This window comes from Balneatrix alpica DSM 16621 (assembly GCF_000619885.1).
Lineage (GTDB): Bacteria > Pseudomonadota > Gammaproteobacteria > Pseudomonadales > Balneatricaceae > Balneatrix > Balneatrix alpica.
The window spans coordinates 509,313-522,166 of the sequence record NZ_KK211040.1 but is presented as its reverse complement, the minus strand read 5'-3'; the positions used below and the strand labels follow the sequence as shown (position 1 = coordinate 522,166).

Genomic DNA, 12,854 nt, shown 5'->3' with positions numbered 1-12,854 from the left:
CCTATGGCCCAGCTGTGGAGCCAACCAGCTTACCTTTTGCATGCCCGCCCTTACCGGGAGACCAGTTTGCTGTTGACGCTGCTGACTCCCGATGAGGGTAAACTGGGCCTGGTCGCCAAGGGCGCACGCCGCCCTCAGAGTCGCCAGCGCTCGCTGCTGCAACCCTTCCTTCCCCTACAAATCAATTACAGTGGCCGTGCCAGCCTGCGCAATCTGCAGAGCGTGGAAGCCAATGGCTTGCCTGCCCATTTGCAAGGGCGGGTATTGATCAGTGGGCTGTATTTGAATGAGTTGCTGGTGCGTTTATTAGCCGAAGGCGAACCCCAGCCGCGACTCTTTGTCACTTACGCCTGGGCTTTGCAGCATCTTGCTGAAGAGGGGGCGCTGGAAGCGGTGTTGCGGCGCTTTGAGAAGGAGCTGTTGGCGGAGCTAGGGTTTGCCCTGAACCTAAGTCATTGTGTGGAAGGGCAGCCATTGCAAGCGCAGAGCTGGTATCAGTTTGATCCACAGCAAGGCTTGCAGCGTTTAGCCAGCGGGGCGCACAATCCTCAATATCACTATCCTGGCTGGGTGCTCTTGGCTCTGGCGGAGGATGACTATCAACAACCCCAGGTACGGCGGCTTGGCAAAATATTATTACGCCAAGCACTGCAACCGCATCTGGGGGAAAAACCACTGCATAGCCGTTTATTATTTCAGCGGCCAGGGCAGTTCAGCTGAATCGGCTTGTGCATGGCACAGCGAGAGAACACAAGGATTCACCATGATCGAACCCAATCGTATTCTGCTGGGGGTCAATATTGACCACGTTGCCACTCTGCGTCAGGCCCGGGGCACCCGGTATCCTGATCCCGTTTATGCGGCCATGCTGGCAGAAGAGGCGGGGGCGGATGGCATTACCGTGCATTTGCGTGAAGATCGGCGCCATATTCAGGAGCGCGATGTGCGTTTGCTGAGCGAAACGCTGCAGACCCGTATGAATTTGGAAATGGCGGTGACTGAGTGGATGCTCAGCTTTGCTGAGCAGATTAAACCGGCCCATATCTGCCTGGTACCGGAGCGTCGTGAGGAGCTGACTACCGAAGGGGGGTTGGATGTAGCGGGGCAGGAGGCCAAGATCAAAGCGGCCTGTCAGCGCTTGGCCAGTCAGGGCATGGAGGTGTCGTTGTTTATTGACCCCGAGCAAGCTCAGATCGATGCCGCCAAACGCTGCGGTGCGCCTGTGATCGAACTCCATACCGGTGCCTACGCCGATGCCCAGAGCAACGAAGAGCAACAGCAAGAGTACAAGCGCATTGCCCAGGCTGCCCGTTATGCGCACAGTCAGGGGCTGGTGGTGAATGCCGGACATGGTCTGCACTATCACAATGTGGAGCCGATTGCGGCGATTGTGGAGCTAAATGAGCTCAATATTGGTCATGCGATCGTAGCTCAGTCGGTCTTTGTTGGCTTTAAAGAAGCCGTAGCGGAAATGAAGCGTCTGATGCTGCAGGCGCGTCAGCAAGGATGATTATTGGCATTGGCACCGATTTGGTGGAGATAGCCCGGATCGAGGCGGTGCTGACACGTACCGCTAATCGTTTTGCCCGCAAGATTCTGGCAGATGCCGAATGGGCGTTGTTTGAACAGAGTAGTCAGCCAGCGGCCTGGTTGGCTAAGCGCTGGGCGGCAAAAGAGGCCTGTGCCAAGGCTCTGGGAACCGGGGTGGCACAGGGAATCTCTTTAACTCACATGCAGGTGTTTAATGATGAGCTAGGGGCGCCCTATTTGCAGTTGGTCGATAGAGCGATGGAGATTGCCCAAAGTAAGGGCATCAACCAGTGGCACCTCAGCCTGGCAGATGAACAGGCCTATGCCTTGGCATTTGTGGTGATGAGCCGGAACCCCAGTGTCCAGGCGCAGTCTTAAGCTGAAAGTAAGACAAGGTTTACGCGATGCATTTTCCTACCATTGAAGACTATGTTGGCCATACCCCGCTGGTGCGTTTGCAGCGTCTACCAGGACAAACCAGCAATACCATCCTGTGCAAACTGGAGGGTAATAACCCTGCGGGTTCGGTGAAAGATCGCCCGGCCCTGTCGATGATCCAGGAAGCTGAGCGTCGCGGTGACATTAAGCCGGGCGACACCCTGATTGAAGCCACCTCAGGCAATACTGGCATCGCCTTGGCGATGGCGGCGGCGATTAAAGGCTACCGCATGGTGCTGATTATGCCGGATAACATGAGTCAGGAGCGTCGGGATGCGATGACCGCCTACGGGGCAGAAATTATTTCTGTGACTAAGGCTGAAGGGATGGAAGGGGCGCGTGACCTGGCCGAGCGAATGCAGGCAGAGGGGCAAGGCAAGGTGCTTAATCAGTTTGCCAACTTCGATAACCCTCTGGCGCACTATCGTGGCACAGGCCCGGAAATCTGGCAGCAGACGGAAGGGAAAGTTACCCACTTTGTCAGCTCGATGGGCACCACCGGTACCATTATGGGGGTGTCACGCTACTTAAAAGAACAGAATCCTGGGATTCAGATTGTTGGCCTTCAGCCTGAAGAGGGCTCCAGTATTCCGGGCATTCGTCGTTGGCCTGCCGCTTATCTGCCAAGCATCTTCGAGGCTGAGCGGGTGGATCAGGTGCTGGATATACAGCAAAGCGAAGCCGAACAGACCATGCGCAGACTGGCCAAAGAAGAGGGGATTTTCTGTGGCGTGTCTTCCGGTGGTGCGGTGGCTGGGGCGTTACGGCTGTCGGCACAGCTCGAGAATGCACTGATTGTCTGCATTATCTGTGATCGCGGTGATCGTTATCTGTCGACGGGGGTATTCCGTGGTTAAGCGGGAGCCTCTCCTCTCCTATTGTGTTGTAGCTAGGCAGGGGGAGTCGTTGTCATGGCTTTGAAACTGAAAGGGATTAAAGTGCCCCGGCGCAAAAGTGCTACGCCTGGGCGTCCTGCTGCACAGGCGACTCCGGCAACGGAGCCCTCGTCCCCCATCAGCAAAGGGATATTGTTGGAGTTGGACATCCAGGGCTTTAGCCATGAAGGGCGGGGAGTGGCCCGTTATCAAGGGAAAACCTGTTTTGTCGAAGGGGCGCTGCCGGATGAGCGTGTACAGGCACGGGTAACCGAGGTAAAAGGACGTTTTATTGAGGCGCAAACCCTGAGGGTTGAGCAGGCCTCTCCCCAGCGGATTGAGCCTGAGTGCCGTTATGCCAGCCGCTGTGGTGGTTGCAGTCTTTGGCATCTGCAAGCCGATGCTCAGTTGCAACTGAAACAACAGGTATTGGCCGAACAGTTACAGCGCTTGGGTCAGGTGCAGCCGCATAGTTGGCTACCTCCCCTACAGGGGCCGAGTCAGGGCTACCGCCGTCGTGCTCATCTGGCACTGCGCTGGCTGAGTAAAGAGGGTCGACTGCAGCTCGGTTTTCGTGCTGTCCGGCAGCAGGAGGTGGTGGAAGTCAGTGAATGCCTGGTGCTGCAGCCTGAACTCAATGCGCTCTTGCCTGGTTTGCAACAGTTATTGGCGCAGCATCCGCAGCCTGAGCAACTGGGTCATGTGGAGCTGGCTGCTGGGGATGAGGATAAGGCTGTTTTGGTGCGTATTCTCGCGCCTTTACCCAAAGTAGTGCTGCAGCAGTGGTTAGCCTGGGCAGCAGAACAGCATTGTCAGTTATGGTTGGAGGAGGGCAAGGGGGGCCAAACCCGGCTTTATTGCCCCTCGTCAGCCAATCAGGACGAGCATTTGTATTATACTATGCCCGCTTTTGCGCTGAGGCTGGGGTATACCCCGGCGGATTTTACCCAGGTGAATGCCAGTGTTAATCAACAAATGGTCAAGTTGGCACTGGAGTTGCTGGATGTTCAGCCGCATGAGCGGGTGCTGGATTTGTTTTGTGGGCTGGGTAATTTCAGCTTGCCATTGGCGCGTCAGGCTAAGCAGGTAGTGGCGGTGGAAGCCAGCGAGGCAATGGTTGCCCGCGGGCGCATGAATGCCAGCCTGAACCAGCTAAGCAACCTGGACTTTGTCGCGGCAGATTTAATGCAGCCCTTTAGTCAGCAGGCCTGGGCCAGCCAGGGCTTTGATAAGGTGCTGGTTGATCCTCCTAGAGCGGGGGCACAAGTAGCGATGGGGTATCTGGCGCAGTTGTCGCCCAGTCGCATTCTTTACGTGTCCTGCAACCCGGCGACTCTGGCGCGGGATGCCGCGGAACTGGTTCGCCATGGCTATCGTTTTAGCCAGGCAGGGGCCATGGATATGTTCCCGCAAACGGCGCATATTGAAGCGATAGCGCTGTTCGAGAAAGCGGACTGAAAATACGTTTGATGGCTGAGAGTGAGCATCTTCGGGGGAAGACCAGCCATCCATGCCCCGTCACAGGCAGTGATGGGTGTCACCAATAATTACAAAACCCTGCACGGGTAGACAGGGAGTGCATTAACCATGGTCAAAGTACGCGAAGACCACTATGTGCTTGAAGATGGCAGCGTTGATCTCAACGTTTGGCTATCCAAGCTTGGCGAACACATACCGCTGACCGACTCGGAACAGCTGATTAGTGCTTGCCGTATGGTAGAGGCAGTGGTGCCGCGTTCCGAATCCGGTGAGGATGATGAGTGGGAAAACAGTCCCATGAACTGTCTGCACACCGGCCTGGAAATGGCGCTGATCCTGGCGGAGCTCAACCTCGATTTTGAATCCCTGGTTGCCGCTGTACTCTATCGTGCCGTGCGCCAGCAAAAGCTGACCCTGGCCCAGGTGGAAGGCCAGTTTGGCAAGCAGGTCGCCAAGCTGATTGATGGGGTGTTGCAGATGGCTGCCATCACCCCACTGATACGGCCAAGCAAAGCGCCTATCCTGGGGCAAAATGAAAACCAGCTCGATAACGTTCGTAAGATGCTGGTTTCCATCATTGATGATGTCCGAGTTGCCCTGATTAAACTGGCCGAGCGGACCTGTGCGATTCGTGTGGTCAAGCACGCTAATCGTAAAAAGCGCTATCTGGTTTCCCGTGAAGTGTTTGATATCTATGCTCCCCTGGCCCACCGTCTGGGGATCGGTCATATCAAGTGGGAACTGGAAGACCTGTCCTTCCGTTATTTGCAGCCCAATGCCTATAAGCACATTGCGCAGTTGCTTGATGAAAAGCGTCTGGATCGTCAGCGTTATATCCAGAATGTGCTGTCGGTATTAAAAGAGAAACTGTCGGACGCCGGTATCGAAGGCGAGCTGATGGGGCGTGCCAAGCATATCTATTCGATCTGGCGCAAAATGCAGCGCAAGAACATTCCTTTCTCCCAGGTGTATGACATCCGCGCCGTGCGCATTCTGGTGCCGGAAGTCCGGGATTGTTACGCCGCCCTGGGGATTGTCCATGCGCTGTGGCGCCATGTGCCAAATGAGTTTGATGACTATATCGCCTCCCCCAAAGAGAACGGTTACCGTTCGCTGCATACGGCGGTGATCGGGCCGGAAGGTAAGGTGCTTGAGGTACAGATTCGTACCCAGAACATGCACGAAGAAGCCGAGCTGGGGGTTTGTGCGCACTGGCGCTACAAAGGCACCGATGTCAAAAACAAGTCCAACAGTTACGAAGACAAGATCGCCTGGCTGCGTCAGGTATTGGAGTGGCAGGAGGAAATGGGCGATGCCACTGGACTGGTGGATCAGCTGCGCAACTCCATCACCCAGGATCGTATCTACGTCTTTACCCCTGAAGGGCATGTAGTGGACTTACCCAATGGCTCCACTCCATTGGACTTCGCCTATCGGGTGCATACCGAGATTGGTAACAGTTGCCGGGGAGCTAAAGTCGGTGGCCGCATTGTGCCCTTGACCTACAAGCTTAAAACCGGTGATCAGGTGGAAATTCTGCGCCAGAAAGGCGGTACGCCGAGCCGGGATTGGCTCAACCAAAACTTTGGTTACCTCTACACTTCCCGTGCGCGGGCGAAGGTTCAGGCTTGGTTTAAGCTGCAAGACCGGGATGACAATGTTGCCGAGGGGCGGCAGTTATTGGAGCGTGAACTCAAGCGCTTGGCACTGGAACAGGTCAATTACGAACAGATTGCCCAGGCGCTCAATCTGCGTGCCGCGGAAGATATGTTTGCCGGTTTGGGGGCGGGGGATCTACGCCTGTCACAGATCATCCATGAGGTGCAAAAACAGTTGGAGCCCAGCGGGGCTGCCAGCCAGTTTGAGCTGCCGGTGATTAAGGAGCGACGCAGCAAAATCCGTCAGGATGATGCGGAGGTCTTTATTCTCGGCGTGGGGAATCTGATGACCCATATGGCTACCTGTTGCAAACCGGTGCCAGGAGACCCCATTGTCGGCTATATCACCTTAAACCGTGGTGTTTCTATTCACCGTCAGGATTGCCAGAATTTACTGGCACTGCAGGAAAAAGAACCACGGCGGATGGTGCAGGTCAGCTGGGGTGAAGAGCCTGAGCAGACCTATCCAGTGGATATTGTGGTGGAGGCCTTTGACCGTTCAGGGCTATTAAAGGACATCACCGCTACGCTCTCTAACGAGAAGGTCAATATCCTCAGTTTCCATACCCAGACCGACAAGGTGTTTTGCACCGCACGGGTTGCCATGACCCTGGAGATTAGCCGCTTGGAACAACTGGGACGGTTAATGGACAAGATTGCCCAGTTATCCAATGTGATCGATGTACATCGCCAGCGTAGCCTGGCCGCACCGAGTAAGAAATGAGTCAGCCTTACCAACTAGCCGATCTGCTTTTTTTAATGCAACGCCTGCGCACCCCGGAGACGGGGTGCCCATGGGATTTAAAGCAAAATTTTGCCAGCATTCTGCCGCACACCCTGGAAGAAGCCTATGAGGTGGCCGATGCCATTGAGCGCGAAGACTTTGCCCAGTTAAAGGATGAGTTGGGGGATTTGCTGTTTCAGGTCATTTTCTATGCCCAGTTAGGTAAAGAGCAGCAGTACTTCGACCTGGCAGACATTATCGACAATTTGGTAGCAAAACTGATTCGTCGTCATCCCCATGTTTTCCCAACCGCCGATCTGTATGCCAAGGCTGATACGCCACCATTAACGGAAGAGCAAATTAAAGCCCGTTGGGAGGCAATTAAAGCCGAAGAACGCGCGGGTAAAGACCATGCCTCCGTGTTGGATGATGTGCCCTCAGCTCTGCCGGCGCTCCAGCGAGCCAACAAACTGCAAAAGCGGGCGGCATCGGTCGGCTTTGATTGGTTTGAGTGGTTGCCGGTGCGCGCCAAACTGGTGGAAGAGCTGGATGAAATCGAGCAGGCGGTACACCAGGGAGAGCAGGATGCTATTGAGGATGAAGTCGGAGACTTACTGTTTTGTTGCGTTAACCTAGCTCGACATCTTAAGGTAGATCCCGAAGCGGCGTTGCGACGTGCAAACGCCAAGTTTGAGCGACGTTTCCGTCGTGTTGAGCAGCTGGCAGGGCCTGATTCCATGCAACAAATGGACTTGCCCGGCCTGGATGCGCTTTGGGACCAGGCAAAGCGCGAAGGGTTATAAACCCGCTACTCTCCCGCCGCATGAACCAGCCGAGTATGGTCACAGCCTGTGACTGGACAGAAGTCTATCAACGCATCGCGGGTGGCTTGCTTTCGGCTGTATCCCTAAATCCAAGGAGTTGTGAAGATGGCGGATATTCATGCCCCCCTGCGGGATAACGTGCGTTTACTTGGTGAGTGCCTGGGACACACCATTGAACAAGATGGGGGTCAGCAGGTACTGGAAATTATTGAGCAGATTCGTCGCCTGGCGAAAGAAGGCCGCAGTGGTGACAGTGCCAGCCGTGAGCAGTTGGAAAACTTGCTGACGGGTTTGAGCGATGATCTATTAGTGCCGGTTACCCGTGCTTTTAACCAATTTCTTAATCTGGCTAATATTGCCGAAGAAGTGCATCGGGTGCGCCGACGCAAACAGGATGCCAGCTTAATGCTGGATGATGACACCCTGAGCCAACAAATGGCACGTATTCAGGCCGCTGGCGTGAGCCAAGAAACCCTAGTGCAACAGCTACTGGATATGCAAATTGAGCTGGTATTGACCGCTCACCCCACCGAGGCCGTGCGCCGCACCCTGATCCAAAAATACGATGGTATCGCTGAGTGTCTGCGGGCGTTGGATTTGGCCAAAGGCGCGGAGGAAGAACAAGGCTTGCATCAGCGCTTACAAGAGCTGATCGCTCAGGCCTGGTATACCAATGAAATCCGCACCAAGCGCCCGACCCCAGTGGATGAAGCCAAATGGGGCTTTGCGGTGATTGAAAACTCGCTATGGAATGCCGTCCCACGTTTTTTACGCCAGTTGGATGCGGCTTTGCAGCAGAGTACTGGACAGGTCCTGCCTTTAACCGCTGCCCCGATTCGTTTTTGTTCCTGGATGGGGGGCGACCGTGACGGCAACCCCTTCGTCACCGCCAAGGTGACTCGGGAAGTCTTATTATTGGCACGCTGGCAGGCCGCAGATCTGTTCCTTAATGATGTGGAGCGCCTGCGCGCAGAACTGTCGATGCATGAATGTAGCGATGAGCTGCGTGCGTTGGTTGGAGCGGAGCAGTTAGAGCCGTATCGGGTTTACCTGAAACAACTTGCTCGGCGTCTACAGGCCACTCTGGATTGGGCTGAGGCGGCATTAGAGGGCGAACATATTGATAGTGAGCAGGTACTAACTGACAATCAGCAGTTGCTGGAGCCCCTGCAGCTCTGTGACCGCAGCCTACGTGCCTGTGGCATGGAGGTGATTGCCGAAGGCCTACTGCGTGATGTCATCCACCGAGCCTCCTGCTTCGGTATTTACCTGTTGCGCCTGGATATTCGTCAGAACTCAGAACGTCATACCGAGGTAATGGATGCGCTGACCGAATATTATGAGTTGGGCCGTTATTCAGAGTGGCCGGAACAGCAAAAACAAACCTACCTGCTGCAAGAGTTGCAGAGTAAGCGTCCCTTGCTACCGCGTGACTGGCAACCCAGTGCAGATGTGGAGGAAGTGATTGCCACCTGTCGTTGCATTGCACAAACGGCACCTGACTCGCTGGCTTGTTATGTTATCTCCATGGCCAGTACTCCCTCAGATGTACTCAGCGTTATCCTGCTATTGAAGGAAGCTGGGGTACGTTGGAATATGCCAGTGGCGCCCTTGTTTGAAACCTTGGATGACCTGGATGCTGCCCAGGATTGCCTGCGTCAGCTGTTCCAGATTCCTTGGTATCGCGACTATATCGCCAATAAACAAGCGGTGATGATCGGTTACTCCGACTCCGCCAAGGATGCCGGCCACTTAGCCGCTACCTGGGGCCAGTTTAAGGCGCAGGAGGCATTAACGGCGCTCTGTAAAGAGCAAGGTGTGCACCTGACCCTGTTCCACGGCCGAGGGGGTACTGTAGGGCGCGGTGGTGGCCCAAGCCATATCGCCATCCTGTCGCAGCCGCCAGGTTCAGTAAATGGCAGCATCCGGGTCACCGAACAGGGCGAGATGATTCGCTTTAAGTTTGGTATCCCGCAAATCGCGGTGCGGAACCTTGAGCTCTATGCCGGCGCGGTGCTGGAGGCAACCTTGGCCCCCTTACCTGCACCCAAGCCACAATGGCGTGAACTGATGGATGAGATGGCGGCACTTGCCTGCCGTGAATACCGTGACATGGTGCGGGATAATCCGCAGTTTGTACCTTACTTCCGAGCGGCGACACCGGAGCAGGAACTGGCGAAATTGCCATTAGGGAGCCGTCCGGCAAAACGTAAAGTGGATGGTGGGGTAGAAAGCTTACGGGCGATTCCGTGGATTTTTGCCTGGACGCAAATGCGTCTGATGTTGCCCACCTGGCTCGGTACCGACCAGGCATTGGCCCGGATTGAGGCGACAGAGCGTTTACCCGCTTTACGGGAAATGATTGAAAACTGGCATTTCTTCAACACCTACATGGACATGTTGGAGATGGTGCTGGCGAAAACCGACCAGGAAACCAGTGCCTGGTATGATCAGCGTCTGGTCGGGGCAGATCTACAGCCGTTGGGAGCCTCTTTACGTGCGCGCTTACAGGGATTAATTGATCTGTTTAAGCGCATACGCCAGCAGGATGAACTGCTGGTGAATAATCCGGTCATTCGTCACTCCATTAGTGTACGCAACCCCTATATTGATCCATTGCACCTGCTTCAGGCTGAGTTGCTGCGACGGGAGCGTCTACAGGGAAGTGAAGGGGTGGCTGCACAGATTGATCAGGCGTTGATGGTGACTATGGCGGGCATTTCAGCCGGGATGCGCAATACCGGTTAAACGATGATGCGGACAGGTGAGCATCGCGAGTCATCCTGACGTTGACAGGTGATGCTGGGGTAGGTGTTAACACCTGCTTTAGTCGAGGCGTACGACCTCTAACCTGATGAAAAGCGCAAGGTCGTATTGCACAAATGGGCCTGACCCGTTAAGGTCAGGCCCATTCCGTTGTGTTGATTGTCGACACTTCTGCGTCCTAGCGCCCCAGAAGCGGTTGCTAACTCTTTGTTTTTATTAGATGAAGGTCAGGAAGGCGCGGACGCCACCTAAAGCCCGGTCATGATGGTGCTTTAGGAAATACAAAAGAATTTTAAATAAATTGGGAGAAACTCCATGCGTGTAATCCTGTTGGGGGCCCCCGGGGCCGGCAAAGGTACCCAGGCACGTTACATTACCGAGCACTTCGGCATTCCGCAGATTTCTACCGGCGATATGCTGCGTGCAGCAGTTAAAGCGGGTACCCCTCTGGGTCTGCAAGTGAAAGAAGTCATGGCTAGTGGTGGTTTGGTATCTGATGACTTGATCATTGCCCTGGTGAAAGAGCGCATAGCTCAGAGCGATTGTGCCAATGGTTTCTTGTTTGACGGCTTCCCCCGTACTATTCCTCAGGCCGAAGCGCTGAAACAGGCTGGTGTGAAAATTGACCATATCGTAGAAATTGACGTAGACGATGAAGAAATCGTTAAGCGTATGAGTGGTCGTCGTATTCACGAAGCCTCTGGCCGCACTTACCACGTTGTTTTTAATCCTCCCAAGCAAGAGGGAGTCGATGATCTGACCGGTGAAGCTCTGATTCAACGTGAAGATGACAAAGAAGAAACCGTGCGTAAGCGTCTGCAGGTTTATCATGATCAGACCGCGCCACTGGTAGGTTATTACCAAGATTGGGCGGCAGCCGATGCGACGGCAGCTCCGCAATATAACTACATTGCAGGTGTCGGCTCAGTAGAAGATATCCGCGATCAGGTACTGGCTAAGCTGGCAGGCTAAGCGTACTGATTGGTAATGACAAAGGGCCCAAGTGGCCCTTTGTTGTTTGTAGCGCTCCAGCAAGTTGGCGCTATTGGTTGGTTAATAAATGTCCAGTTTTGTTGTGGTTGGCCGATAGCCGCCTTGAGGCAATCTTTATCAGGGGCAGGGCCATGCAAATTCAACAGGCGCTGATGAGCCTGGGCAGCCAGAGTAGGCAGCACAAGCTGGAGCATCAGTTACAAGCTAACAGTCAGAGTAATCTGGCTAATCTTAATTCCATTCTTCTTTCGGAGCAGGCACAGCAGCGTTGGCGTGCCGAGCAACAGGCCAGCTTAACCGGCGCCAGTCAGGTTAATTCTGGGGCGCAGCAAAGTACCCAAGCCTTTGAGCACTTTACCGCAGAGGTGATGGCGGGTTTTAGCCGTGAGTCAGTACAGGTACGGGCGGATGCCAGCGCATTGCGTGAGGACCAGGGCGGAGGTCCAGGTCAACTCAGTGTGTATGAGTATGCCTATTACCATGAGCAGGAAAGCTTTAGCTTTGCTGCCAGTGGCAATATCAGCACGGCGGACGGGCGTGAGATCAGCTTTGATTTCCAACTCAGTATGAGTCGCAGCTTTACCTTTGAGTCGGTCAGTGCCAGGCAAGAGCGTGTACGTTTGCAGGATCCACTGATGATCAGTCTGGGCAATGTGCCGCCGAGTTTGGGGGCAATGCGCTTTTCGTTTGATTTGGATGGTGATGGCAGCAAAGAACAGCTAGCAGTGCCAGGAGCGGGCATGGGGCTACTGGTGCTGGATCGTAATGAAGATGGCCAAATCAATGACGGTTCTGAACTCTTTGGGGTGAAGTCCGGTAATGGTTTTGCTGACTTGCAGGCGTTGGATGAGGATGGCAACGGATGGTTGGATGAAAATGATCCGTTGTTCGCCAAGCTACAAATCTGGCAACCCGATGGAGAGGGAAAAGGTAGCTTACAGAGTCTGAAGGACGCTGGAGTCGGGGCCATTTATCTGGGTAGTGTAGCGACACCCTTTAGCTTTCGTGGGGAAGATGGGCTCTTAGGTAAGTTACAGCGGGCAGGGGTCTATTTGCGTGAGGATGGTAGCAGTGGCGGGCTCTATCAAATTGATCTGGCCATTGCCCAGCACCGTCAAGACAAAGCTCGGGGTGGGAAAGGGCTGGGGCCCGATCTGGATAAACTACTGGAGCGCCTGGATGCGCTACGTGAGCGTTTTGAGCAGGAGCGTGAGCAGGCCGGTGGTGTGAGTGCACCCAGCCAGGAGAGTAAAGAGGAACAGGAAGATCCTCTGGCACAGCTGACTGCAGAGCTGAAGCGTCTGCGTGAATCCCTGCAGGAGCAGCAAAAGCTTGAACAGGAACAACAGGCCAAGCGTTTGCAGCAACGGCCTGCCACAGCGGCGGATCATTATCAGAAACAGCAACTGCAGGCACGCAGCCAATCCATCTATCTCAATATGCAGCTCAACATCAGTGCCGGTGTGCGAATGAGTAGCACAGGTTTGGATACCGAGGCCTAGTGCAGGGGCAAGTGCTGACGCTGTGCAGGGCTTGGGGTAGAATGCCGGCTCACTCTGATGGAAGT

The 12,854-nt window shown here is 54.7% G+C and carries 10 protein-coding genes; all 10 read left to right on the top strand.

Annotated features, from left to right (window positions below; translation table 11 throughout):
• Positions 1 to 3: 3 nt before the first annotated feature.
• Positions 4 to 720, top strand: a complete 717-nt coding sequence (recO, locus tag Q334_RS0115235) for a DNA repair protein RecO (protein WP_027313967.1) — start codon at positions 4 to 6, stop codon at positions 718 to 720.
• Between the two features lie 46 nt (positions 721 to 766).
• Positions 767 to 1,510, top strand: a complete 744-nt coding sequence (pdxJ, locus tag Q334_RS0115230) for a pyridoxine 5'-phosphate synthase (RefSeq protein WP_211249562.1) — start codon at positions 767 to 769, stop codon at positions 1,508 to 1,510.
• Positions 1,507 to 1,908, top strand: coding sequence for a holo-ACP synthase (gene acpS / locus Q334_RS0115225; protein WP_027313965.1), 402 nt, complete (start codon positions 1,507 to 1,509; stop codon positions 1,906 to 1,908). Before pdxJ ends, acpS begins: the two co-directional genes overlap by 4 nt.
• 26 nt (positions 1,909 to 1,934) lie before the next feature.
• Positions 1,935 to 2,825, top strand: a complete 891-nt coding sequence (cysM, locus tag Q334_RS0115220) for a cysteine synthase CysM (protein WP_027313964.1) — start codon at positions 1,935 to 1,937, stop codon at positions 2,823 to 2,825.
• Positions 2,826 to 2,879: 54 nt separating this feature from the next.
• A complete protein-coding gene (rlmD, locus tag Q334_RS0115215; protein WP_081414480.1) occupies positions 2,880 to 4,301 on the top strand; it encodes a 23S rRNA (uracil(1939)-C(5))-methyltransferase RlmD in 1,422 nt (473 codons plus the stop codon).
• Positions 4,302 to 4,430: 129 nt separating this feature from the next.
• Complete coding sequence (gene relA, locus Q334_RS0115210; RefSeq protein ID WP_027313962.1) at positions 4,431 to 6,704, top strand: GTP diphosphokinase; 2,274 nt, start codon at positions 4,431 to 4,433, stop codon at positions 6,702 to 6,704.
• Entirely contained in the window at positions 6,701 to 7,507 is an 807-nt protein-coding gene (mazG, locus tag Q334_RS0115205) for a nucleoside triphosphate pyrophosphohydrolase (protein WP_027313961.1), read from the top strand. The genes relA and mazG overlap by 4 nt, the downstream gene beginning before the upstream one ends.
• Positions 7,508 to 7,633: 126 nt before the next feature.
• On the top strand, positions 7,634 to 10,276 hold the full coding sequence (gene ppc, locus Q334_RS0115200; protein ID WP_027313960.1) for a phosphoenolpyruvate carboxylase: 2,643 nt from the start codon (positions 7,634 to 7,636) through the stop codon (positions 10,274 to 10,276).
• Positions 10,277 to 10,609: 333 nt separating this feature from the next.
• On the top strand, positions 10,610 to 11,266 hold the full coding sequence (gene adk, locus Q334_RS0115195; protein ID WP_027313959.1) for an adenylate kinase: 657 nt from the start codon (positions 10,610 to 10,612) through the stop codon (positions 11,264 to 11,266).
• Between the two features lie 152 nt (positions 11,267 to 11,418).
• Complete coding sequence (locus Q334_RS20160; protein WP_051527854.1) at positions 11,419 to 12,789, top strand: hypothetical protein; 1,371 nt, start codon at positions 11,419 to 11,421, stop codon at positions 12,787 to 12,789.
• The last annotated feature ends 65 nt before the right edge of the window (positions 12,790 to 12,854 follow it).

Bases quoted from the DNA above. Each gene is read 5' to 3' on its own strand.
- recO (WP_027313967.1), top strand. From the start codon at position 4: ATGGCCCAGCTGTGGAGCCAACCAGCTTACCTTTTGCATGCCCGCCCT.
- rlmD (WP_081414480.1), top strand. From the start codon at position 2,880: ATGGCTTTGAAACTGAAAGGGATTAAAGTGCCCCGGCGCAAAAGTGCT.
- adk (WP_027313959.1), top strand. From the start codon at position 10,610: ATGCGTGTAATCCTGTTGGGGGCCCCCGGGGCCGGCAAAGGTACCCAG.
- mazG (WP_027313961.1), top strand. From the start codon at position 6,701: ATGAGTCAGCCTTACCAACTAGCCGATCTGCTTTTTTTAATGCAACGC.
- acpS (WP_027313965.1), top strand. From the start codon at position 1,507: ATGATTATTGGCATTGGCACCGATTTGGTGGAGATAGCCCGGATCGAG.
- ppc (WP_027313960.1), top strand. From the start codon at position 7,634: ATGGCGGATATTCATGCCCCCCTGCGGGATAACGTGCGTTTACTTGGT.
- cysM (WP_027313964.1), top strand. From the start codon at position 1,935: ATGCATTTTCCTACCATTGAAGACTATGTTGGCCATACCCCGCTGGTG.
- relA (WP_027313962.1), top strand. From the start codon at position 4,431: ATGGTCAAAGTACGCGAAGACCACTATGTGCTTGAAGATGGCAGCGTT.
- Q334_RS20160 (WP_051527854.1), top strand. From the start codon at position 11,419: ATGCAAATTCAACAGGCGCTGATGAGCCTGGGCAGCCAGAGTAGGCAG.